The sequence below is a fragment of the Streptomyces sp. NBC_01320 genome, assembly GCF_035974375.1.
In the GTDB taxonomy this organism is placed as follows: Bacteria; Actinomycetota; Actinomycetes; order Streptomycetales; family Streptomycetaceae; genus Streptomyces; species Streptomyces yanii.
The window spans coordinates 10,177,817-10,201,082 of the sequence record NZ_CP108390.1 but is presented as its reverse complement, the minus strand read 5'-3'; the positions used below and the strand labels follow the sequence as shown (position 1 = coordinate 10,201,082).

Sequence of the window (23,266 nt, the reverse complement as noted above, 5' to 3'; positions counted from 1 at the left end):
CCGGGGCGGTGCACGCAACTTGTCGGCGCACGAAGGGATCTGTCTCGCCCATGTACACAGCATCGTCCTCCGTGTCCGCCCCGCCCCGGCCGCTGCGTCCGCTGGGGGCGGGCGGCGGACCGTACCTCGACCGCCGCGCCGCACCGCCGGCTCCCGGCACGGTCCGGCCCCGGAGGCCGGCGGTACCGGGTGCCGGCCCCCTCAGCGGGCGGCTGGACCTGTCCGGCCCGCAGGGTGCACAGCTGAGGATGGCGATCGCCTCCGTGCACCGGATCTGCCCGGAGTTCAATCCGGTCCAGGTGCTGCGACGCAGCGGGCGTTCGGTTCTCATCGTCGGCACGACCGGGCGCACGACGGCGGTCGCCAAGTGTTTACTGGACCACTCCCCCGCTTGGTCCGAGCGGTTCCGCCACGAGATAGCGGCATACCGGGCGTTCGTCCGGCACCGCCCGCCGGTCCGGGTACCGCGGCTCATCGCGGCGGATCCCGAGAACTGCACCCTGGTCATCGAGCGGATGCCGGGACGGGTGGCGGCGCTGATGAGGCACCCGACGGAGGCTCCGCCCCGCGCCGATGTGCGGGCCGCGCTAGGCGCGATCAGCCGGGTCAACGCGTGGCGACCGGCCACTGGGCTCTTCGACGCCCCGCTGGACTACGCATCCCGCATCGCGCGCTACCACGAGCTGGGGCTCTTCACCGACCGTGATCTGGGTGACCTGCAGAAGCTGCTGCACGGTCTGGCGCATGCGGGCGGCCGCCAGGGCACGGGGCAGTTCTGCCACGGTGACGCCCTGCTCTCCAACATCCTGCTGTCGCCCACGGGTCCGGTCCTAGTGGACTGGGAGCACGCGGGCTGGTATCTGCCGGGGTACGACCTGGCAACGCTGTGGACGGTGCTGGGTGACGCGCCGGTGGCGCGGCGGCAGATCAGCCAGCTGGCGCAGGCAGCAGGGCCTGCGGCGCGGGATGCGTTCCTGGTGAACCTGATGCTCGTACTGACACGGGAGATCCGTACGTACGAGACGGCGGTGCAGCGGGCCATGCGGGAGGGCGTGGCCACGGTCGGGATTCAGGACCGGCCTGGTGCGCTGCCGTCGGGCGAGGAGCAGCGGCTGCTGCTGCGTCGGCTGCATGACGACTGCGCGATGGCCCGGCGGGCGGTGCGTGCCGCGGTCGGCACTCGCTGACGCTGCGCTCTCCGGGAAAGACCTGCCGCGGGTCCGATGCCGACACATCGGGCCCGCGGCACACTGTTGTGCGTGCTGTGCTCTGTCGGACGGGGCGGAGGGTCAGGGGCTCCTGAAGTCGACCGCGTCCACGTCGAAGGAGTTGTTCTGCGGCGAGGTGAAGACGAGGTACAGCTTGTGGGTGCCCTTCAGTTCCTGGACGGGTACGGCCGGGGTGGGCCGATAGGTGTCCCAGCCGCCGGTATTGGGAACCGGAGTGGTGGCGAGCAGCGTGCCGTCGGGAGCGTCCGCGCGCAGTTCGATCGCGCCGACCCCGTACGGTGAGGACAACTGGTAGCTGACGGAGCCGATGCCCTCGACGCTCATCGGGTCGAAAGCGACCCAGTCGCCGTGGGAGATGTCCCCGATGCGTTTGCCGTTCTCGGCGCCTTCCTGGGAGACGATCCGGGTGCCGGACTGGGCGTCGTAGTACTCCGCCTGCTTGTGCTTGGGCTGGAGCACGGCGCGACCGTAGCCGGTGAGGGCTGAGACGCCGTCGCCGCCCCGGTCGGTGTATTTGGCGTTGAGCACGTAGGTGAGGTCGGCGCCCTCCGGGTGGCCGCCCAGGTCGCCGGTGTCCACGGTGCCTTCGCAACCGGGGAGGTCGGTGGTGGGATGCTCGTGGTCGTCGTGTCCCAGGGCCGGGTTGACGGTGACCTTGGAACAGTCGACCGGGCCGTCTTCGGGATCCGTGACGGTGACCTTGTACGGGATCTTGTCGCCGAACTCGATGAGTTTTCCGCTGACCGGGAAGTCGATGGTCACCTTGGGGGCGGTATTCCCGGCGGTGACAGGGATGTTGGCGTAGCCGGACTTGCCGGTGGAGTCGGTGACCTTGAGCTGGGCGACGAAGTCGCCCTTGGCCGTGTAGGTGTGGCTGGGGTCGGCTTCGGTGGAGTCGTACGTGCCGTCGCCGTCGAAGTCCCAGGCGTAGCTGAGTGCGTCACCGTCGGGGTCGTTGCTGCCCTTACTGGAGAAGTCGACCTTCAGCGGGACGGGGCCGTCGGTGGCGGAGGCGGAGGCCTTGGCGACCGGGATGCGCTTCCCCTGCGCGTAGTCGATCCGGTAGAGCCCGGAGTCGTTGTTGCCGCCGCCGAAGGAGCTGCCCCATTCGAGGACGTACAGCGATCCGTCGGGGCCGAACGTCATGTCCATCGGCTTGTTGAATTTCTGCGAGGAGAGGAAGTCATTGATCTTCAGGAGCTTCTGGTCCTGGTCGAAGCGGACTTCCTTGACGTAGTTGCGCGACCACTCGTAGAAGAAGCTCGCGCCCTCGAAGTAGGCGGGGAACTTCGTGGTGGACGGGTTCTTGCGGTCGTAGTGGTAGACGGGCCCGCTCATCGGGGCCGAGCCGCCGCTGCCGACCTCGGGGAACTCCTTCGACGTTCCGTAGCCGTACCAGATCTCCGGCTGCTGGATCGGCGGCAGTTCGGTCAGACCGGTGTTGTTCGGCGAGGGGTTGACCGGTGCGGCGCAGTCGAACTTGGCGCCGACCTCCTTGGTGTCCGGGTTGTACGGGGCGTACGCCTGGTTGTTGCCGTGACAGAACGGCCAGCCGAAGTTTCCGGCCTTCTTGATCACGTTGTACTCGACGAGGCCCTCGGGTCCGCGGTCGGTGGTCGGCAGGCCGCGGTCGGGCCCGTAGTCGGAGGCATGGACGTAGCCGGTCTTCGGGTCGACGGTGAAGCGGAACGGATTACGGAAGCCCATGGCGTAGATCTCGGGGCGGGTCTTCGCGGTCCCCTCGGCGAAGAGGTTGCCCTTGGGAATGGTGTAACCGCCGGAGTCCTTCGGTTTGATCCGCAGGATCTTGCCGCGCAGGTCGTTGGTGTTGCCCGCGGTCCGGGCGGCGTCGAGCATCTGCTTGCCCTCGCGCCAGTCGAGTGGCGCGTACCCCTGCCAGTTCGGGTCGAGGTTGGGCGGGGTGTCGTCGCCGACTCCGAGATAGAGGGTGCGGTTCGGGCCGAATTCGACGGCGCCACCGGTGTGTCCGGGTTCGGGGAAGGTGCGGTCGCGGTAGGCGGGGACGTCGAGGAGCTTCTTCTCGCTCGCGAGGTCGAGGGTGTTGCCCTTGACCGTGAAACGGGAGAGCCGGTTGACGTCGTCGGACGCGCCGGCGGGGGCGTAGTAGAGGTAGATCCAGTGGTTGTCCTTGAAGGACGGGTCGAGCTCCATGCCGACCAGACCGTCCTCACCGCCGGTGTAGACGTCGAGCTTGCCGGCCGTGCTGGTGGCGTGGGTAGCCGGGTCGTAGATGTTCACCTCGCCGCTGCGCTGGATGTAGAAGACACGGCCGTCCTTGGCGACGTCGAGCTCCATCGGGTCGGCGGTGTTGTCGTCGAGGGTGACCTTCTCGTAGCCGCTCCAGACGGTACCGCCGCAGTCGCCGGGCTTGTGGCCCGCGGCCCATTCGATGCCGCCGAGAACGTGGCTGCGGAACGCGGGTTCGCTGTAGGCGGGGGCGTCGTGGCCCATGGCTGTGGCCCAGACCCTGCCGCCCTCGGTGTTGCGGCACCAGGAGATGGGGTGGTCGGCGCCCATGGCGGAACCGCCGGGGTTGTACGTGGTCTCGTCGGCGGTGACGAGGACGTGGACGTCACCCCGGGGGTTCTTGTCGAAGTTGTACCACTCCTCGGGGCGCTCCCAGCGTTCCGGGAGTCCGGCGGTGGAGGGGTGGACGCGGTCGGCGACCTTGGCGGTGCCCTGGAGGACGCCGGGCGAGTGGGCGGGCATGTGGACGCCGCCGTTGATGGCCTGGTCCCACCAGGGGAATTCGGACTCGATCCCCATGTCGAGGGTGTTGTGGATGGCGACGACACCGCCACCGCCCCGCACGTACGTCTGCATCGCCTGGCGCTGGGCGCCGGTGTCCCAGACCATGCCGGAGTTCTGCAGCATGACGATCGCGTCGAAGCCCTTGAGCTTCGCGTCGTCGAAGACCGTGGGGTCGGCGCTCTCGACGAGGTCGAAGTTGTTGGCGGCGGCCTCCTCCTTGAGCATCTTGACGCCGGCCGGGATAGAGGCGTGCACATAGCCGACGGCGCGGGTGAAGAGCAGGACGCGGAAGGCGGGGCCCTTGGCCGCGGTGGCGGCTTGGGCGGTCGCGGGCAGTGCGGTCAGCGCGAGCAGGAGTGCGCTCACTAATGCGATGACCGCCCTTCGTATGTCACGAGCATGACAGTTCACGGGCTGGCTCACGGATTGTGTCCTTTCTGGTGTCGGGATCCGTAAGGGACTTGAGGGGAAATCAGCGGGGGGCGGGGATGGTGGCGAGGGTCCGGCGCAGGAAGGCCAGTCCCTCGGTGGCGATGGCGTCCTGCGTGTCGGCGAGCGGCCGCCAGACGGAGGCGGCGATCGCGATGGCGTCGTTGTGCGCGGTGAACGACTCGATGCAGAGTGGCCCCCGGTAGCCGCTCGTGGTGAGTGCGGCGAGAAAGCCGGGCCAGTCGAGGGAGTCGGCACCGGGCGTGCCACGGTCGTTCGCGCACACCTGAACGTGGACGATGCGCCCCGCCGCGCGGCGTACGGCATCGGGCAGGGAGCGTTCTTCGATGTTCTGGTGGTAGGTGTCGAGCGCCAGGCCGATGGTGTCCTCGGGGAGTCCGGCCAGGGCGTCGAGGGTCTGGCGGACGGTGTTGAGGAGGCTGGTCTCGTAGCGGTTGAGCGGCTCGACCGCGATCCGTACGCCCGCGGCCCGCGCATGGTCGACGACGGGTGCGAGGTTCTCGCGCAACTCCGCGTAGGCCGCCGCCCGTTCGCGGCGGTCCATCCGCCAGGTGCGGCCGACCGCGGTGTAGATGGGTCCGGCCACCGTGGGGGCGGACAGGGCATGGGCGGCGTCGACGCAGCGGCGCAGATAGTCCTGGGTGACCGCGACGGTCTGTGGGTCGGTACGCACCAGATTGCGGTCCGGTGGCATGACGGCGACGACCGCGGCCGGGGCGAGCCCCGAGGCCTCGAGGAGCTTGCTGACGGCCGCGGGTTCCCAGTCGCGTTCGTTCTCCATCGGGATCTCGACGCAGTCGAAGCCCCACGTCGAGAGGAGCGGCAGGACGTCGCCCAGTGCTTCGTACGTCACCGGGGAGTGCCAGATCCATGGGTTGGCCCCGAGCGGCAGGGCGGCGCTCACTCCTTGCCTCCCCACTTCTTCGGGAACCCGGGGAGCTTCTCACAGCCGCACATCGCGTAGTGCAGCGGCGGCATGCCGGGCTTGAGGTACTGGTCGAGGGTGTCCTGGGTGACGGTGGGCTGCGGGAGCTTCCACTCCCTGGGGACCTGCTGTCCGCCGAGGATCCTCAGCGCCGCGATGACAGGGGTGCGCCACTGGAAGGTGGGGTACGACGGGGCAATGGCCGTGAGCTTCTTCTCCTTCCACGCCTGGAGGAAGTCCTGCTGGTCCTCGCCGGTGATCGGCGGCACGTCCTTGCCCGCGTCCTCGAACGCCTCGACGGCGGCGACGGCCGTCGCACCGGAGTCCATCCACACACCGTCGATGTCGCCGTTGCGGGTCAGTGCGTCGCTGACGATCGACTTGGTTCTGGCCGGGTCGCCATCGGTGAACTTCACGTCCACCACGTCCAGTCCGCTCTTGTCGAAGGCGACCTTCGCGGCCGACCACCGGGTCTCCAGAACGTCGACGCCCGGCGAGATCCGCAGGGCGAGGATCTTCCCCTTCGGCTTGACCTTCTCGACGAGGAAGTCGGCGGCGACCGCGCCGTACCCGTAACCGCCGATGGGGTTGATGAACGTGACGGCGCAGTCGGTCTCGACGCCCCGGTCGAAGACGATGACGGGCACCTTGGCGCAGGCCTGCTCGACGGCCGGGGTCAGGGTGGCGGTCGTGTTCGGGGAGACGATCAGGGCGTCGCAACCCTTGCCGGTGAGTTCCTGGATGTCGGAGATCTGTTTGTCGTCCTTGCCCTGGGCGTCCAGGACGGTGAACTCGCTGATCTCCTTGTGGAGGGCGACCTCGGCCTGCATGTTCTTCAGGCCGACCTGGCGCCAGGGGTTGAAGACGCCCGCGTTGGAGAAGCAGAGGTGGACGGAGCCGGGGCTCTTCTTCTTGTACTGCGTCGTGTCGATGAGCTCCGGGCCGAGCATCTGCTCCCACGGCTTGTCCGCAGGGCCCTGTGGGGTCTCGTCGGCGAGGGCGAGCTGTCGTTCGTACTCGGCCCGGTCGAAGAACTTCGACTGCTTTCCGGTGCCCGATCCGGTGCCGTCGGTGCTGCCGGAGGCGGTGGGTGCGCCCGGCGGTGCATCGCTCGTGCAGCCGGCGAGCAGTGCCGCGCCGAACAGAACGGTGACGGGCACGAGTGCGTGTCGGGCCATGCGCGTACTCATAATCGTTTCACTCCCGAGGGGTGGGTACGGCGACGGCGCAGCCGGGACCAGTCGGCGGCGCCGAGGGAGACGGCGGCGATGACGACGACCCCTTGCACGGTCGATTCCAGGGCTCCGGAGACGCCCTGCAGGTTGAGCAGGGTGAACAGCGCCTGGAGTGAGAGCGCTCCGGCCATCGCGCCGATGACGGAGCCGCGCCCGCCGCCGAGCACGACGCCGCCGAGGACTACCGCGGTGATCGCCTCGAACTCGTAGCCGCGGCCCGCCTGCGCGGAGACTCCGGAGAAGCCGCCGACGAGGACGGCTGCTAGCGCGGCCGCGGTGCCGGAGAGGACGAAGGCGATGGTGCGGGCGCGGGCGACCCGGACTCCGGCGAGCGCGGCGGCGCGTTCGCTGTCGCCGGTCGCGAGGAGGGTACGGCCGAAGTCGGAACGCATCAGCCGTACGGCGAGGGCTCCCACGGCGAGACAGGCGAGGACGGCCCAGGGCAGCCAGCCGAACACGGCTGCGCGGCCGAGCCGGCGGAACTCGGCGGGCAGCATGCCGTGGGGGGATCCGCCGGTCCAGAAGAAGACGGCGCCTTCGAGGATCAGCATCATGCCGAGCGTGGCGATGAACGACGGCACGCGCAGGAGCGTGGTGATCAGTCCGCTGACCAGACCGGCGAGGGCTCCGGCGAGCAGCAGGACGGCGGTGACGAGCAGCCAGGGGGCGTCGGGGAACGAGCCGTACAGTTCGGCGGCGACGACCACTCCCGCGGTGACGATCGCCCCGACGGAGAGGTCGAACTCGCCGCAGACGATGACCAGGTACTGGCCGGCGGCCAGGATGACGAGGGGGGCTGCGCGTCTGACGAAGGCGAGGAGGCGATCGGGTTCGTAGAAGCCCGGGTCGGTCAGGGCGAGGGCGCCGAGGAGCACGAGGAGCAGCGCGTAGACGGGGGCGCCGGTGCCCAGGGAGCGGACGGTGCGACGGCCGAGCGAGGCGGTTGCGGTGGTCATGCGGTCCTCCCCTGCGGGGTGCGGCGGCCTCGGGCGTAGACGGCGACGGCCGCGATGATGACGACGCCCCGGACCACGTTCTTGAAGAAGGGGTCGACGCCTAGCTGGTTGAAGACGTTGTCGAGTACGGACAGGACGAGGACGCCGCCGAGGGTCCCGGTCACTCCCCCGCGGCCACCGGCGAGTGCGGTGCCGCCGAGAACGACGGCGGCGATCGACTCCAGGTCGTAGCGGGCCTCCGTGCCGGCCCACGGGGCTCCGGCGCCGAGCCGGGCGGCGAGGAAGAGGGCGGCGGCGCCGACGCACAGGGAACAGAGGATGTGGGCGAGGACGACCGTGCGCCGGGTGCGGACACCGGAGAGGCGCGCCGCGTGCTCGTCGCCGCCGGTCGCGTACATGTGATGGCCGGGCCTGGTGCGGCGGGTGATCAGCCAGACGACGGCGGCGACGGCCAGCAGCAGGAATACGGAGACGGGGACCGGGCCCATCCGGTCGTAGCCAAGGTGCTGGAAAGAGGCGGGGACCTTGCCCGCCGGGCCCGTGTAGTTGTCCTCGATCCAGCCGCGCAGGATGAACGCGGTTCCGAGGGTGGCGATGAAGGCGTTGACCTTCAGACCGGTGACGATCAAGCCGTTGACGAGACCGGCAGTGGCGGAGAGCGCGAGGACGGCCAGGACTGCGAGGAGGACGCTGCCGCTCTCCATCGTCTCGGCGGCCACGAGCGTGCCCAGGCTGATCAGATACGCCACGGACAGATCGAGTGATCCGGTGAGGATGACGACGGTCTGTCCTGCGGCGACGAGGCCGAGGGCAACACAGTTCTGCAGGATCGCGACGACGGTGGTGACGGTGAGGAAGTCCCCACCGCGGGCGGCGACGACGATCCAGCCGAGGACGGTGACGGCGAGCGCCGCGAGCCAGACACCGGTGACGGGGCCGGTGACGTGCGGCAGGGCCGGCCGCCGGGTCCGCGGGCGGGAGACGGGTTCCCGTACGTCGGGGCGCAGGGCGGTCATGCGGCCCCCTTCCGCGCTTCGGCGCCGCCGGTGGCGACCCGCATGATGGTCTCCTCCGTCGCTCCGGCGGGGAGTTCGCCCGCGAGGCTCCCCTCGGACATGACGAGGATGCGGTCGCTCATTCCGATCAGCTCGGGCAGTTCGGAGGAGATGATCAGTACGGCGAGACCCTCGCGTGCCAGTTCCCGTACCAGGGTGTGGATGGCCGCTTTGGCGCCGACGTCGACACCACGGGTGGGTTCGTCGAACAGCAGGACCTGGGGGCGGGCGGCGAGCCACTTGGCGATGACGACCTTCTGCTGGTTGCCGCCGGAGAGGTACTGGGCCTGCTGGTCCTCGCCGTCGGCCCGCAGGCGTACGCGCTCCAGCAGAGCAGTCACCTCACGGGCCGCCGGCGGCCTGGAACGGGCGGGCACCGCCCGGGTGACGAGCAGGGCGTTGTCGCGCACCGACTGGCGCAGCGCCAGGCCCTCGGTCTTGCGGTCCTCGGTGACCAGGGCGATCCCGGCCCGAATGGCGTCCCTCGGGCGGGCCGGGCGCAGGGGCCGGCCTCCGACGGTCATGGCGCCGGTGGTGAAAGGGGCGGCGCCGAACAGGGCGCGAGCGAGGGCGGTGCGGCCGGAGCCCTGGAGCCCGGCGACGCCGACGACCTCGCCGGCCCGCAGCGTCAGATCGATGCCGGAGATACGGGCGTTGCCGCCGCCGCGTACGGTGAGCCGCTGCTCGCCCAGTTCCTCGGGCCGGGCGCGGGGCGGGTAGTAGGCGCCCAGTTCCCTGCCGACCATGGCGCGTACGACGGTGTCGGCGTCCGTGTCGCGGGTGGTGAGGGTGGTGACGCGGCGGCCGTCCTTGAGGACGGTGATGCGCTGCGAGAGGTCGAAGACCTCGCGGAGCCGGTGCGAGATGTAGAGGATGCCGAGCCCGCGGGCGGCCAGGCGGCGGACCAGGGCGGCGAGTTGTCCGGTCTCGTGGTCGGCAAGCGGGGCGGTGGGTTCGTCCATGACCAGGATGCGGACCTCGGAGGCGAGTGCCTTGACGATCTCGACGGTCTGCCGGCGGGCGACCGACAGCTCGTGGACGGGGGTCCGCGGGCTGATGCCGGTCGCGCCGATCCGGTCGAGGAGTTCGGCGGTGCGCCGTTCCATGGCCCGGCAGTCGACGAGTCCGTACCGGGTGGGTTCCCGGCCGAGGAAGACGTTCTCGGCGACGGTGCGGTGGGCCAGGAGCGCGAACTCCTGGTGGATGATGCCGATTCCGGCTGCCTGGGCCTGGGCCGGGTGGCTGAAGGAGTGCTCGGTGCCGTCGATCGTGAGGGTCCCGGCGTCGGGTAAGTGCTCACCCGCGAGGATCTTCATCAGGGTCGACTTCCCCGCTCCGTTCTCGCCCACCAGGGCGTGCACTTCTCCGGCTTCGAGGCTGAGCTCCACGTCGTGGAGCACACGCACCCCGAGAAAGCTCTTGGACACGCCCTGCATCGTCAGCATCACCGGCTCCTCGGTCAGTGGTCTGTTGAGCAGAGTCGTGACGGGACTTTGAACTGTCAAGGGTTCATGCATCGTTGCTCTTTGCCCAATTGGCGCAGACTTTTGCCGATGACCGAACACCAACTGCCTTGTGAGCAGCGGAAGTCGTCCTTAGGGTGACTGCCATGTCTTTGCAGTCGGATCGCCTGTCCGCCATCTCCTCGCACTCACCCGGCGAGGTGCTCGCGCTGATCAGTTCGGGGGCCGTGGCAACGCGCGCCGACATCGCCCGGATCACCGGGCTGGCACGTTCGACGGTCTCTCAGCGAGTGGACGCGCTCATCGCGCACGGATTCGTGGACGAGGACGCGGACGGCGCCTCGACCGGGGGGCGCCCTCCTCGCCGGCTGGCGCTGCGGACCCGTGAGCATGCGGTGGCCGGGGTGGACCTGGGAGCCTCCCACTGCAGGGTGGCCCTGCTGGACATCGGCGGTGCGACGCTCGCGACGCAGGAGAATCCCCTGGCGATCGGGGACGGCCCCGACTCCGTACTGCGCCATGTCGAACGGACCGTGCACGGGCTCCTCGAGGAAGCGGGCCGGACGCGCGGGGCGCTCAAGGCCATCGGGGTCGGGGTTCCGGGCCCGGTGGAGTTCTCCACCGGCCGTCCGGTCGATCCGCCGATCATGCCGGGCTGGCACCAGTACCCGATCCCGGAATTCTTCGCCGCCCGGTTCGGGGTACGGGCACTCGTCGACAACGATGTGAACGTCATGGCCCTGGCGGAGCAGCGCCGCGCCTTCCCCGACTGCCGCTACCTGCTGTACATCAAGGTCGGCACGGGCATCGGCTGCGGGATCGTGGCCGACGGCCAGCTGCATCGGGGGGCGCAGGGCTGCGCGGGCGACATCGGCCACATCCGCGTCGCGGAGCTCGACGAGCTGTGCCGGTGCGGCAATTCGGGCTGCCTGGAGGCGGTGGCGGGCGGTGCGTCACTGGCGGCGAAGCTGGCCGGTCTTGGGCTGGACGCGACATCGGGCAGCGATGTGGTGCGGCTGGTGAAGTCCGGGAACCGCGAGGCGGTGCTGATGGTGCGCGAGGCGGGCCGGGCTGTCGGGGAGGTCCTCGCGGGGCTGGTGAACTTCTTCAACCCGGACACGGTGGTGATGGGCGGTGCGCTGGCCGCCGTACACGATCAACTGCTCGCCGGCGTAAGGGAAGCCGTGTACCGGCGCTCACATCCCCTGGCCACGCAGCTGCTGCGGATCGAGCCGAGCCGTACGGGGGAGAACGCGGCGGCGGTGGGGGCGGGGATCCTGGCGATCGAGCACGCGTTGTCACCGGGGCAGGTGGACCGGGAGGTAGCGGGGGGACGGAGGTAGGAGGCGAGGCCCGCTGCGCGGGGCCTGCTCCCCTACCCGCCGCTTTCCGAAACCGGAGCGCTGCCCCGGGCCCGTTCCTCAAACGCAGGACGGGATCGGTTTTCCGCCTGCATGGATAATCAAGCCGAACCGGCAGAATCCCGCCCATTCGGCGAATGAGGTGCGTGGGTGCGGGAGCGGAGCCCGCAGGGCACCCGCCCCCGCCCTCGGCCCTCACCGCACCCGTACCACATCCACATCGGACGTCTTCACGAAGGCCACCCGGTGCCCGATCTGCACCGTCACATACTTCTGCTGGCCCTGGAAGTAGGAGTGGTCCAGCGGGTACGACGCATCGATCGTCGGGGCGTAGTAGAAGCCGGTCGGCGCCTCACCCCCGCCGGGATACGACTGCCCGGCCTTGATCGTGTACGGCAGCGCCGCCCCGACCCGCTTGTCCGCGAAGTCCGCGGGGTACTCGGACTTCTCCGGGTAGGCCACCCCGTACACCGGCACCTCGGTCCGGCCCTCCTTGGGCCGTACGACGTAGCCGACGGTCGGGACGGTGGTCCGGGTGTGCGCCGGGGTCTGGAACCAGGCCTTCTTGCCGTACCACCAGATCGCCGTCCAACCGGGCGCATGGTCCGCGACGACCGCCTGATGGGTCGCGCTGATCTTGCTGCCCCAGTCGGCCGCGCAGTTCGTACCGGGCGAGCCGTCGGTGTGCAGTCCGGGGTCCGAGAAGAGCGGTGCGTCGGTGGAGGGTTCGGTGTGGAGCGGGACGGCACTGCTGCCCTGGACCGGCAGATCGACGCCCTTTTCGCAGTCGCGGAAGGCCTGCTGGTTGTCCTTGAACCGGGGGCTGACGGTGACGAGCGGACTGCTCTTCGGGGCGCTCGGAACGGTCGTCGGTTTGCCGAGCAGCGCCATGAAGCGGTTCCAGTCCCAGTAGGGACCCGGGTCCCAGTGCATGTTCTTGGTACCGGCCGCACTGGTGGGCGGGACGCCGTCGTGGCCGATGATGTGCTGCCGGTCGAGTGGGATGTCGTACTTGTCGGCGAGGTAACGCACCAGCTTCGCCGTCGAGTTGTACATCTCGGGGGTGTACGACGTGGCGCCCTCGACGGCGATCCCCTCCTGCTCGATGCCGATGGAGTGGGTGTTGACGTACCAGTTGCCCGCCTGCCAGGCGACGTCCTTGTCCTTGACCATCTGGGTGACATGACCGTCGCCCGAGCGCACCACGTAGTGGGCGGAGGTCTGCTTCAGCGGGTTCTGGAAGATCTTCAGGGTGGTGTCGAAGTCTTCCTCGGTGTCATGCAGAACAATGAATTTGATCTTGTTGCTGTGCGGCCGGTCCGCGGTATCGTAGTTGCCGTACGTCTCCTTGTCGGCCGGATCGCCGGTCTGCTGGTAGGCCGCCGGGACCCAGTCGCAGTCGAGGTCGCGCGGACACTCGGGCCGCACCCCGTCCGCGCCGGCCTGCGCCGCGGGGGTGAGCAGCGCGAGACTCAGGGCGCCGACGGTGGTCAGGGCGAGCGTGAGTCTGGTCCTCTGCTTGGACGTCATGACAACCCTTCTTGGAGCTGCGCGCATGGAAAGTCGTGCGTGGTCCAATCTCACTGTTCCGCTATGGGCGCACACTCTGTGACCTGAGGTGATGGCGCGTCAAGAGCACATCGGGGGTTGCCGGTCGAGCCACTGGACCAGACCACTGGCAGGGTCTCTGACCTGCGACGGGAAAGAGGCAACGGGTTTCTGGCGGTGGGCCGTTACCTGGGTTTTACGCAAGCGGCGGCCAGACGCCGGAGCGTGTCACCCTCTCCCGCCAGGACGCACCTTTTGTGCGACTAATTCCGGGTGTGCGTGCCCCGGACGGCCCAGGGGTAGTGCTCGCGCGGACACGACAGGTACGACGCGCGACCTCGCGCGGAGACTCCCGGAAAGGCCGGACGCACATGGCTCAGCCCTTCACCCTGCCGGACTTCTACGTTCCGTATCCGGCGCGGCTCAACTCCCATGTCGAGGAGGCCCGACAGCACACCAGGACCTGGGCGCGCAGCATAGGGATGCTGGAGGGGTCCGGCATCTGGGAGGAGAAGGACCTCGACTCCCATGACTACGCGCTCCTCTGCGCGTACACCCATCCCGACTGCTCGGCAGAGACCCTGTCCCTGGTCACCGACTGGTACGTGTGGGTGTTCTTCTTCGACGACCACTTCCTGGAGCTGTTCAAGCGCACCCCGGACCGGGAGGGCGGAAAGAAGTATCTGGACCGGCTGCCCGCCTTCATGCCGATGGAGCGTGGGGCGCGGACACCGGAGCCGACGAATCCGGTCGAGGCGGGGCTGGCCGACCTGTGGGCGCGGACGGTGCCGGGCATGTCCGACGCCTGGCGGGCCCGGTTCACGGAGGCGACAAAGAATCTGCTCTACGAGTCGCTGTGGGAGCTCGCCAATATCAACGAGGGGCGCATCGCCAATCCCGTCGAGTACATCGAGATGCGTCGCAAGGTGGGCGGAGCCCCCTGGTCGGCGGGTCTGGTGGAGTACGCGGCGGGCGCAGAGGTGCCCGAGTCGGTGGCCGACGAGCGGGCACTGCGGGTGCTGCGGGATGCCTTCTCCGACGGAGTGCATCTGCGCAACGACCTCTTCTCGTACCAGCGGGAGGTCGAGGACGAGGGCGAGAACAGCAACGGTGTGCTGGTACTGGAGACGTTCCTGGGCTGCTCCACGCAGGAGGCGGCCGAGGCGGTCAACGACCTGCTGACCTCGCGGCTCCAGCAGTTCGAGAACACCGCACTCACGGAACTCGGGCCGCTGTGCACGGAGAAGGGGCTCGATCCGGCACAGACCGCCGCGGTGCTCGCGTATGTCAAGGGGTTGCAGGACTGGCAGTCAGGCGGCCATGAGTGGCACATGCGTTCCAGCCGCTACATGAACGACGGCGGGGCCGGTGAGGCCGCCCTCGGCTTCGGCATGTCCGCGGCGTCGATCCGGTTCACTCCGCGTTCGGAGTCGGCGCGGCTGCGCACCCACACCCATGTGCCTTACCAGCGCGTCGGTCCGTCACTGCTGCCCGATTTCGATCTGCCGTTCGGCACGACGCTCAACCCGCATCTGGACGGGGCCCGGGTCCGGCTCGTCGACTGGTCGCGCCGGATGGGGATCCTGGAGGCACAGCCGGGCGTGCCGGGCTCGCACATCTGGGACGAGGAGCGGCTCGTCGCGATCGATCTGCCGCTCTGCGCGGCGGGTCTGCATCCGGACGCGACGCCCGACGAGCTGGACCTCTCCTCGCAGTGGCTGACCTGGGGGACGTACGGCGACGACTGGTTCCCGGTGGTGCACGGGCGGCCCCGTGACCTGGCCGGGGCGCGGGTGGCACATGAACGGTTGTCGCTGTTCATGCCGTTGGACGGTTCCGCGGTGCCGGAGCCGGTGAACGCTCTGGAGCGAGGCCTCGCCGATCTCTGGGAGCGGACCTCGGCCCCGATGGACGACAGCGGGCGACGTGCGTTCCGTACGGCCATCGAGTCGATGACGGCCGGCTGGCTGTGGGAGCTGGCCAATCAGGCACAGAACCGGATCCCGGATCCGGTGGACTACATCGAGATGCGGCGGCTGACGTTCGGTTCGGATCTCACGATGAGTCTGTGCCGGCTCGGTCACGGCAGGAAGGTGCCGGAGGCGATCTACCGGAGCGGCCCGCTGCGCTCCCTGGAGAACGCTGCGGCGGACTACGCGATGCTGCTCAACGACCTGTTCTCGTACCAGAAGGAGATCGAGTACGAGGGTGAGGTGCACAACGGCGTCCTGGTCGTGCAGAACTTCTTCGGCGTCGACTATCCGACCGGGGTGGCGATCGTGCACGACCTGATGAACTCGCGGCTCCGCCAGTTCCTCCATGTCGCCGAGCAGGAACTCCCCCTCCTGTATGACGACTTCGGGCTCAGCGCCGAGGCGAGGGAGATCCTGGCGGGCTATGTCCAGGAGCTCGAGCACTGGATCGCGGGCATCCTGATCTGGCACCGGGACTGCCGGCGCTACCGTGAGGAGGATCTGCGGCGCGGTACCGGCGCCCCGTGGCACCTCAGTGGTCCCACGGGGCTCGGTATCTCGGCGGCGCGGGTGACCGCGCTGTTCGCTCAGCCCTCGGCGACCAGCGTGTAGCGGCCGCCCGCACGGGCCTTGAAGACCTTCTTGCCGCTCGCGAACAGTGAGCCGCGGACGGTCACTTCGCGGCTGCGGCTCGCCGTGATCACCACGCGGCGGGCCTGCCTCGCGGACCATTCGATGTCGACGGTGAAGCCGCCGCGGGCGCGCAGTCCCCGGACAGAGCCCTCCGGCCAGGCCGCCGGGAGGGCGGGGAGAATCTCGACCACGCCGTACTGGCTCTGCAGCAGCATCTCGGCGATGCCGGAGGTGGCGCCGAAGTTGCCGTCGATCTGGAACGGCGGGTGCGTGTCCCAGAGGTTGGGGAGGGTGGAGCTCTTCAGCTGTTCCGAGAGCATCTTGTGGGAGTGGTTACCGTCACGCAGCCGCGCCCAGAAGTTGATCTTCCATGCTTTGGACCAGCCGGTGCCGCCGTCACCGCGCGCCGCCAGGGAGACCTTGGCGGCCTCGGCCCACTTGGTGCCGGGTTCGATCTGCCGCCCCGGGTGCAGAGCAAACAGGTGCGAGACGTGGCGATGGTCGTCGACCGGGTCGTCGCGGTCGGTCTTCCACTCCTGGAGCTGTCCCCAGGAGCCGATCCGCAGCCCGGGGTCGAGCCGGTCGAGGGCGGTTTCCAGGCGGCTGCGGAAGGCGGGCGCGTCGCCGAGCGTGCGGGCGGCCTCCAGGGTGTTGGTGAGCAGGTCGTGGACGATCTGCTGGGACATCGCGGCGCCCGAGGTGAAGTCGCCGTGCTCGGGAGAGTAGCTGGGGGTGACGATCAGCAGTCCGTCGCGCGGGTCGGTGCGCAGATTGGCCAGCCAGAACTCGGCGGCCTCCTTCATCGCCGGATAGGCGGTGGAACGCAGATAGTCGGTGGAGCCGCTGAACCGGTAGTGCTCGTACATCTGCTGGGTGAGCCAGGCAGCTGCCTCGGGGAACCAGAAGGCGGTGGACCAGTCGTGGACGCCGGTGAAGCCGTACGGGTTGGTCTCGTTGTGCACCACCCAGCCGGCCGTCCCGAACATCTCCTTCGCCGTTCTCCGCCCGGGGGCGCGCATCGCCTTGATGTAGCGGTCGTACGGTGCGGTGGTCTCGGCGAGGTTGGTGACCTCGGCGAGCCAGTAGTTCATCTGCAGGTTGATGTTGCTGTGGTAGTCGGCGGACCACGGCGGGGTGGTGGAGTTGTTCCAGACGCCCTGGAGGTTGGCGGGCAGCGAGCCGGCGCGGGACGAGGCGATCAGCAAGTAGCGGCCGTACTGGAAGAAGAGCGCTTCCAGCGCCCGGTCGGTGGGGCTCGTGCCATCGGTGTACTGGGCACGCAGCTGGTCGGTAGGCAGATCGGGGAGTTGCTGGCCGATGTCGAGGGCGACCCGGTCGAAGAGCGCGCCGTGGTCGCGCACATGGGCGTCGCGGAGCTTTTCGTACGGCCTGTCGGCCGCGCTGTCCACGGTGCGGGTGACCGCCCTGTGCGGGTCGTCGCCGCGGTAGGCGGGGTAGCTGTCGGCGTAGTCGGTGCCTGCGGCGAGGACGAACCAGGCGCTGTCGGCGCCGGTGACGGTCAGCGTGCCACCGGCTCCGGCAGTGACGGTGCCGCCGCTGGTACGGACCCTGACCTGGGCCTCGAAGCGCAGCCCGTTGTCCTGGAGCGCGCCCCTTACGGTGAGCCGGTCCCCGGCGGCGGTGGTCGTGAAGTCGCCGCGCGGCGAGGTGTAGCGCAGCGTGAAGGTGACCTGTCCCGGGCGGTCCGCGGCGAGGCGGCCGACGATGACCTTGCCGGGGTGGGAGACGAAGAACTCCCTGGTGTGGCGGGCGTCCTGGTGGGTGTACGCGACGGTGGCGAGCGCGGTCCGAAGGTCGAGGGCGCGGCGGTAGGTGGCGTCGGGGGCGGCCGGGGCGTTCAGCAGATCCAGCAGCAGGTCGCCGAAGACCTGGTAGGCGCCGTAGCCGCGGCGCGCCTGGCCGAGCTCATCGGCGACGGAGTCCGGGTCGAGCGAACCTTCGCTGTCGAGGCGCTGCTGCACTCCGGCGAGGGCGCCGGGTCTGGGGGTGGTCCAGTTGCCGAAGTCGTATCCCTGGGCGGAGCCGGGGCCTCCGGTCCAGAGCGTCTTCTCGTTGAACGTGAGCCGTTCGGTGGCGAGCGTGCCGTAGACGCTCGCGCCGAGGGCTCCGCCGCCGATGGGTAGCGATTCACGCTCCCAGCCCGCGGCCGGTGCGCGGTACCAGAGCACCGGATCCACCAATGTCTTGAATCCCTCCGGCTCCTGCGATCCTCGCGATTCATCGGAGGTACTGTCAGCCGCGGCCGTTCCAGCAAGGGCTGGAACTCCCAGTGCCAGAGCGCTTGTTACACCGACAGCTGTCTTGACGGTCGTACGACGCGTAATCCCAGATGTCATGCCGCTCGACGCTAAAGGTCCGATGACTACTAGGACAAGACGCATGCCGAAGCAGCCTCTTGGACAGAGGTTGCGAATACTTGGACAGAAGTGACCCCATGGCCGCCCGATCTGCACGGACGGCCCTTGCGAGATGCCGGGGTCGGAGAAGCAGGGACGTTTCAGCCCTGCTGGAACAGCTCGGCCGGGAGCGGCTTCAGCAGGGTGTACAGATCATCGGTGATCGGCCGGTCCCAGCTGGCGATGGTGACGAGCACCCCATCGCTGCGGTCGAACTGGACGCAGGAGATCCGGGTCTCGGAGAGCTTGACGCGCCGGACGATCAGCAGATTGTCGCCCTGCATCACGGGCATGTCATCGGTGCCGGTCACCTCGACCGGCTCGTCGTTCTCCAGCGCCAGCAGCAGCTGCGCCACCTCGAAGGGGACCTGGCCCTCCTCGGTCTCGCGGGCGGGCGAGCCCTCCGGGAGATTGCCGATGATCATCGCGGGTCCGCGGCCGCCGAACAGGTCGTACCGCAGGAAGACGCCCTGACAGGTCCCGTCGGGGGCGGGCAGCAGACCGGCGCCGAGATTTCCGGGCCAGTCGCCCGGGTCCATGGCCAGGACGTCGAAATCCGGGCCCGCGGGTGTGGCGGCGCTACGGCGGCGGAGGAAGGACATGCAGACATGTTACGTGTCCCGGCTCACCTTGCGGAGCCGGGACCGGAGACCCTCCCGTCGGACTCCGCGGCGAGGGCCTGCAGCACACTCACCGCCTCGGTGCCACGCGCGTGGGGAACGAACAGGTGGTCGTGGTGGTAGCCCGCCACCACATTGCAGCTGACCTCCGCGTCCGTGAGGGCGAGCGCCACGGCTGCGGTGAGTCCGACTGCGTCCAGGGCGGAGTGGACGCGAAGGGTGATCCAGGCCGCCACATAGTCGTAGGCAAGCCCTGCGGCCAGGGCTTCCGATTCCGCGATCACGAGGGTGAGCCCTTCTGGCTCGGCGACCGTCACCACGGGAGTGACTCCGGCGGGGACTGCGCCGCCGGCCACCGTGGTGAAGACGTACCGGCCGGGATTCAGCTCCGGCCGCAGGCCGCTCAGCAGGGTTCGAAGATCACGCTCGCCAGTCATGATCACCACGCTACTGCGCCACCTGGGAGAGCGGGGTGCGGTGCCGCCGCTCGGGCCGGCGGACCACCCGGGCGCGATTGCCGCAGGACGGTGTTGCACCACTCCTGGCGGGGTGCTCCTTGACGAAGCAGCGGACGCACGTGGGGCCTGGCAGGCGCGCAGAGCGGCACGGTCCGGTCCGGCGAGGACGCCGACCGCGGCGCGGGCCAGGGTAGCGGGCAGGGCGTCCCCCCGCGGCGTACCCCCGGTCGGGTGGCCCGGAGGCGAGGTGCGGCCGCCGTCCGGCCACTCCAGGTACGGGACGGCCGGGGCGGCATCGGCCGCGGCGTTGAGCCGGTCGAATGCCCCCGGCACGGGCATCGGGCTGCGCGCGTCGGCGGGGCTCGGCACGTCGGGGCGGAGGCACTCGAAGAGCGCCCGGACGGCGGCGCGCAGGGACCGTACGGCCAGGGTCGCCTCGTCGGCCGTCCAGCCCTCACCTGCCCGGGCGAGCCCGAGCAGGTCGGGCCGCTCGCGCACCCAGGCGGTCAGCCCCGCGGCGGTGTCGAGGTCGTCGGCGACGCCGCGTCGTCCGTCGTGACGGATGGTGAGGGCGAGGCCGAGTGCGAGCCGGATTCGGACATGGGCTCGTGACTCCGGCCCACCGTGGGCCCAGCGGGGCGGCCCTCGCGTGAGGCCGGACGTCAGGTGAGGTCGAACTCGCCGTCGCGGGCGTTCACCACGAAGGCCCGCCATTCGGCCGGGGTGAAGATCAGCGAAGGGCTGCCGGGTCTGCCGGCGTTGCGCATCGCGATGAATCCCTCGACGAAGGCGATCTGGACATCCCCGGCCCCCTGAGTACCCGGCTGCCAGTTCGCGTTGCTGAGATCGAGGTCCGGCTTGTCCCAGCCGGCAAAGGGCTGCTGGGTGGTGGTGCTCTCCGCCACGTCGGCTCCTCCCGCTCGTCGTCCCGGCCAAAGCCTAGCCACCGTCGGCGGTCCCGGACAGGCCGCGGCCAAGGGTGGTTCGGCCGGTCCGGGACGGCAGCCGGGTCAGCCGGTGGGCGGTTCCGCTCCGACCAGCCACATGGAGAAGAACTGCGCACCGCCGCCGTAGGCGTGGCCGAGCGCCTTGTGGGCGTCCGGCACCTGGTGTTCGCCCGCCTGCCCGCGTACCTGTAGGGCTGCCTCGGCGAAGCGGATCATGCCGGAGGCACCGATGGGGTTGGTGGAGAGCACTCCGCCCGAGGGGTTCACCGGCAGATCGCCGTCGAGTTCGGTGACGCCGGACTCGGTGAGCTTCCAGCCCTCCCCCTCGTCGGCGAAGCCGAGGTTCTCCAGCCACATCGGCTCGTACCAGGAGAACGGGACGTACATCTCGACGGCGTCGATCTCCCTGCGCGGGTCAGCGATCCCGGCCTGACGGTACACATCGGCGGCGCAGTCCTTGCCCGCTTGCGGTGACACGAAGTCCTTGCCCGCGAAGAGGGTCGGTTCGCTGCGCATCGCCCCGCCGTGCACCCAGGCGGGCGGATGCGGTGAACGGTCCGCGCCGGCCCGGTCGGTGAGAATCATCGCGCACGCGCCGTCCGAGGACGGGCAGGTCTCGGAGTAGCGGATCGGATCCCAGAGCATCGGTGCCGCCTGGACCTTCTCCAGAGTGATGTCCGGGTCGTGGATGTGCGCGTACGGGTTCTTCAGCGCGTTGCGCCGGTCCTTGTACGCGACGAGCGAGCCGACGGTGTCGGGCGCTCCCGTGCGACGCATGTACGCGCGCACGTGCGGGGCGAAGAAGCCGCCCGCCCCCGCGAGCAACGGCTGCTGGAACGGGATGGGCAGCGACAGACCCCACATGGCGTTGGACTCGGACTGCTTCTCGAAGGCCAGGGTGAGGACGGTGCGATGCACGCGTGCGGAGACCAGATTCGCGGCGACGAGTGCGGTGGAGCCGCCGACCGAGCCCGCGGTGTGCACCCGCAGCATCGGTTTGCCGACCGCACCGAGGGCGTCGGCCAGATAGAGCTCCGGCATCATCAGGCCCTCGAAGAAGTCCGGCGCCTTGCCGATCACGACGGCGTCGATGTCCGCCCAGGTCAGTGCGGCGTCCTGCAGGGCGCGGACGGCGGCCTCGCGGACCAGACCGGCAATGGAGACGTCCCGGCGGGCGGCGACATGCTTGGTCTGGCCGATGCCGACGACGGCCACGGGCTCCTTAGGCATGAGCTGCCTCCCCTTCGAGGACGGCGACCAGATTCTGTTGCAGGCAGGGCCCGGAGGTGGCATGAGCGAGCGCCCGGTCCGACTCGCCGCGCTGGATGCGGGCCGCGGCCTCGCCGAGCCGGATCAGCCCGGCAGCCATGACGGGGTTGGCCGCGAGCGCCCCGCCGGAAGGGTTGACGCTGACGCCGGCGTCGAGTCCGAGCGCCCTGCGCAGCACGACCTCCTGCGACGTGAACGGGGCGTGCAGCTCCACGGTGTCCACGGGTCCTTCGAAGGCCCCCGCGCGTTCGGCGGCGAGGCGGGTGGACGGCGAGTCGGTCAAGTCGCGCACCCCGAGACTGTGGGCCTCGATGCGGTGGTCGATGCCCCGGATCCAGGCGGGGCGGGTGCACAGGGCGCGTGCGGTGTCACCGGCGGCGAGGATCACGGCGGCGGCGCCGTCGCCGACCGGCGGGCAGTCGCCGGTGCGGAGCGGCTGTACGAGGTAGTCACCGGCCGGGACCGAACCCGAGAGCTGCGCGCGCGGGTTGTCCGCGGCGGCGGCGCGGCTGCGGTGGGCGATCGCGGCGAGGGCGGCCTCGTCGGTGTGGCCCGCGTCGATCAGCGCCTGGGCCTGGAGTGCGGCGAGGGCGATGGAGTCGGGCCAGAGCGGGCCGACGTAATACGGGTCGAGCTGACGGGTGAGGACGTCGCGCACTTCGCCGGGAGAGGACTTCCCGTACGCGTAGACGAGAGCGGTGTCGGCCTCGCCGGTCTGGAGTTTCACCCATGCCTCGTACAGCGCCCAGGCACCGTCCATCTCCACATGGGACTCGGAGATCGGCGGGTGGGCGCCGACGCCGTCGAGCGCCATGGTGAAGGAGAAGGCTCGGCCGGCGAGGTAGTCGCTGGATCCCGAGCAGGTGAACCCGATGTCGCTCGCCTTCAGACCGGTGGCGTCGAGGACCTGGTGGAGGACCGGCATCAGCAGGTCGACTTCGGAGAGTTCGTCGGTGCGCCGCAGATGATCCGTCTGCGCGAAAGCGACGATCGCTACGTCCCGCATCTACAGCAGCTCCTTGTACACGTCGTAGTCGGCGTCCGGCTCTCCGGTGGGCCGGTAGTGGTCGGGGTGGCGGCCCTCCCCGGTCCAGACGGGTTCGACCCGCAGCCCCATACGCACCTGGTCGTACGGGATGCCGCCGATCCGTCCGTGCAGGGCGAGGTCGGCGCCGTCGAGCGCGATGTGGGCGTAGACGTACGGCACTTCGATGTCGAGGTTCTTCGCCTTGATGTTGACGATGCAGTAGGTGGTGACGGTGCCGCGCGGGCCGACCTCGACCTGTTCGGCGGTGGCGACGCCGCAGGTGGGGCAGGCGCCGCGGGGCGGGACATACACCTTGCGGCAGGACGGGCAGCGCTCGCCGACGGTGCGTTGCTCGGAGAGGGCTTTGAGGTACGCGCTCTGGGCGCGGCCGGGGGTGTACGTGTAGTCGAGGCGGGCCGGGGTGACGATGCCGGTGACAGGATCCGCGAACTCACCGTTGTGCGGGGATGGTTGACCGACCTCGCCCTCGTACGGTTCGAAGCAGGCGATGTCCGTGATGGCGCCGGTACGCTCCGGGGACCAGCGGATGCGGACGCGCATGCCGGTGTGCACTGCTCCGGGTCCCGGTGCGTCGAGGACGTGGAGCAGTGCGGTGTCGGCCCCGTCCAGCTTGACCAGTACCCAGGCGAACGGGGTGGCGAGGGGCTGGTCGCGGCGTGGGGCGGGGTTCCAGGCCCAGGTGGTGACGGTGCCGGTGGTGGCGACCTCGGTCAGTTCGCGGAGTTCCTCGGCGGTGACGGGGTCGTACTCGACGGGTGGGACGAGGACTTTTCCGTCGGCGGTCCGCACGCCGAGGACGGTCCTCTCGCGCAGCCCGGTGAGGAAGGCGCTCTGGACGGGGCCGAGGGAGCGGGTGAAGGGGAACTCGACCACCAGCGGTGCGCTGAGGACGTCGGGCACGGTTGTC

At 69.7% G+C, this 23,266-nt stretch carries 17 protein-coding genes and 1 pseudogene; 3 read left to right on the top strand and 15 right to left on the bottom strand.

Annotated elements, in window-relative coordinates; genetic code table 11:
- The first annotated feature begins 50 nt into the window (after window positions 1-50).
- Window positions 51-1,187 carry an aminoglycoside phosphotransferase family protein gene (locus tag OG395_RS46310; protein ID WP_327248280.1) on the top strand — a complete coding sequence of 379 codons (1,137 nt, stop codon included), beginning with the start codon at window positions 51-53 and terminating at the stop codon, window positions 1,185-1,187.
- Between the two features lie 102 nt (window positions 1,188-1,289).
- Here the strand turns inward: OG395_RS46310 and OG395_RS46305 are convergent, their stop codons facing one another.
- The 6 genes from OG395_RS46305 to OG395_RS46280 all read right to left on the bottom strand — a co-directional run bounded on the left by OG395_RS46305 (window position 1,290) and on the right by OG395_RS46280 (window position 10,067).
- Window positions 1,290-4,367 (bottom strand): ThuA domain-containing protein, encoded by a 3,078-nt coding sequence (locus OG395_RS46305; RefSeq protein ID WP_442818678.1) that lies wholly within the window; start codon window positions 4,365-4,367, stop codon window positions 1,290-1,292.
- A 106-nt stretch (window positions 4,368-4,473) separates the two neighbouring features.
- Window positions 4,474-5,355: a sugar phosphate isomerase/epimerase family protein gene (locus tag OG395_RS46300; protein WP_327248279.1), complete on the bottom strand. Its 882-nt coding sequence runs from the start codon at window positions 5,353-5,355 to the stop codon at window positions 4,474-4,476.
- On the bottom strand, window positions 5,352-6,554 hold the full coding sequence (locus OG395_RS46295) for an ABC transporter substrate-binding protein (RefSeq protein WP_327248278.1): 1,203 nt from the start codon (window positions 6,552-6,554) through the stop codon (window positions 5,352-5,354). Before OG395_RS46295 ends, OG395_RS46300 begins: the two co-directional genes overlap by 4 nt.
- A gap of 8 nt (window positions 6,555-6,562) precedes the next feature.
- Window positions 6,563-7,567 (bottom strand): ABC transporter permease, encoded by a 1,005-nt coding sequence (locus OG395_RS46290; RefSeq protein ID WP_327248277.1) that lies wholly within the window; start codon window positions 7,565-7,567, stop codon window positions 6,563-6,565.
- Entirely contained in the window at window positions 7,564-8,583 is a 1,020-nt protein-coding gene (locus OG395_RS46285; protein ID WP_327248276.1) for an ABC transporter permease, read from the bottom strand. The genes OG395_RS46290 and OG395_RS46285 overlap by 4 nt, the downstream gene beginning before the upstream one ends.
- Entirely contained in the window at window positions 8,580-10,067 is a 1,488-nt protein-coding gene (locus OG395_RS46280; RefSeq protein ID WP_327248275.1) for a sugar ABC transporter ATP-binding protein, read from the bottom strand. The genes OG395_RS46285 and OG395_RS46280 overlap by 4 nt, the downstream gene beginning before the upstream one ends.
- Window positions 10,068-10,231: 164 nt before the next feature.
- On the opposite strand from OG395_RS46280, the gene OG395_RS46275 reads away from it, so the two are divergent.
- Complete coding sequence (locus tag OG395_RS46275) at window positions 10,232-11,428, top strand: ROK family transcriptional regulator (RefSeq protein WP_327248274.1); 1,197 nt, start codon at window positions 10,232-10,234, stop codon at window positions 11,426-11,428.
- 213 nt (window positions 11,429-11,641) lie between these two features.
- Here OG395_RS46275 and OG395_RS46270 read toward each other — a convergent pair whose 3' ends face one another.
- Complete coding sequence (locus OG395_RS46270; protein ID WP_327248273.1) at window positions 11,642-12,976, bottom strand: N-acetylmuramoyl-L-alanine amidase; 1,335 nt, start codon at window positions 12,974-12,976, stop codon at window positions 11,642-11,644.
- Between the two features lie 389 nt (window positions 12,977-13,365).
- Here OG395_RS46270 and OG395_RS46265 point away from each other — a divergent pair, with 389 nt between their 5' ends.
- Window positions 13,366-15,579 (top strand): terpene synthase family protein, encoded by a 2,214-nt coding sequence (locus tag OG395_RS46265; protein WP_327248272.1) that lies wholly within the window; start codon window positions 13,366-13,368, stop codon window positions 15,577-15,579.
- Here the strand turns inward: OG395_RS46265 and OG395_RS46260 are convergent.
- The 8 genes and pseudogenes from OG395_RS46260 to OG395_RS46225 form a co-directional block, all read right to left on the bottom strand.
- The gene (locus OG395_RS46260; protein WP_327249678.1) at window positions 15,555-17,789 is read right to left on the bottom strand and encodes a glycoside hydrolase family 95 protein; all 2,235 of its coding nucleotides are present in this window, start codon (window positions 17,787-17,789) and stop codon (window positions 15,555-15,557) included. The genes OG395_RS46265 and OG395_RS46260 overlap by 25 nt on opposite strands.
- Before the next feature lie 329 nt (window positions 17,790-18,118).
- Window positions 18,119-18,619 carry a hypothetical protein gene (locus OG395_RS46255; RefSeq protein WP_327248271.1) on the bottom strand — a complete coding sequence of 167 codons (501 nt, stop codon included), beginning with the start codon at window positions 18,617-18,619 and terminating at the stop codon, window positions 18,119-18,121.
- A gap of 23 nt (window positions 18,620-18,642) precedes the next feature.
- Window positions 18,643-19,074, bottom strand: coding sequence for an ACT domain-containing protein (locus tag OG395_RS46250; protein WP_266989613.1), 432 nt, complete (start codon window positions 19,072-19,074; stop codon window positions 18,643-18,645).
- A gap of 234 nt (window positions 19,075-19,308) precedes the next feature.
- Window positions 19,309-19,809 (bottom strand): annotated as a pseudogene (locus OG395_RS46245) (ABATE domain-containing protein); the annotation flags it as partial.
- On the bottom strand, window positions 19,758-20,000 hold the full coding sequence (locus tag OG395_RS46240; protein ID WP_266989605.1) for a DUF397 domain-containing protein: 243 nt from the start codon (window positions 19,998-20,000) through the stop codon (window positions 19,758-19,760). The gene OG395_RS46240 and the pseudogene OG395_RS46245, both read right to left, overlap by 52 nt.
- 105 nt (window positions 20,001-20,105) lie before the next feature.
- Window positions 20,106-21,272 (bottom strand): thiolase domain-containing protein, encoded by a 1,167-nt coding sequence (locus OG395_RS46235; RefSeq protein ID WP_327248270.1) that lies wholly within the window; start codon window positions 21,270-21,272, stop codon window positions 20,106-20,108.
- Window positions 21,265-22,317 carry a thiolase domain-containing protein gene (locus OG395_RS46230; RefSeq protein ID WP_327248269.1) on the bottom strand — a complete coding sequence of 351 codons (1,053 nt, stop codon included), beginning with the start codon at window positions 22,315-22,317 and terminating at the stop codon, window positions 21,265-21,267. The genes OG395_RS46235 and OG395_RS46230 overlap by 8 nt, the downstream gene beginning before the upstream one ends.
- A complete protein-coding gene (locus OG395_RS46225; RefSeq protein WP_327248268.1) occupies window positions 22,318-23,259 on the bottom strand; it encodes a Zn-ribbon domain-containing OB-fold protein in 942 nt (313 codons plus the stop codon).
- Window positions 23,260-23,266: the final 7 nt, after the last annotated feature.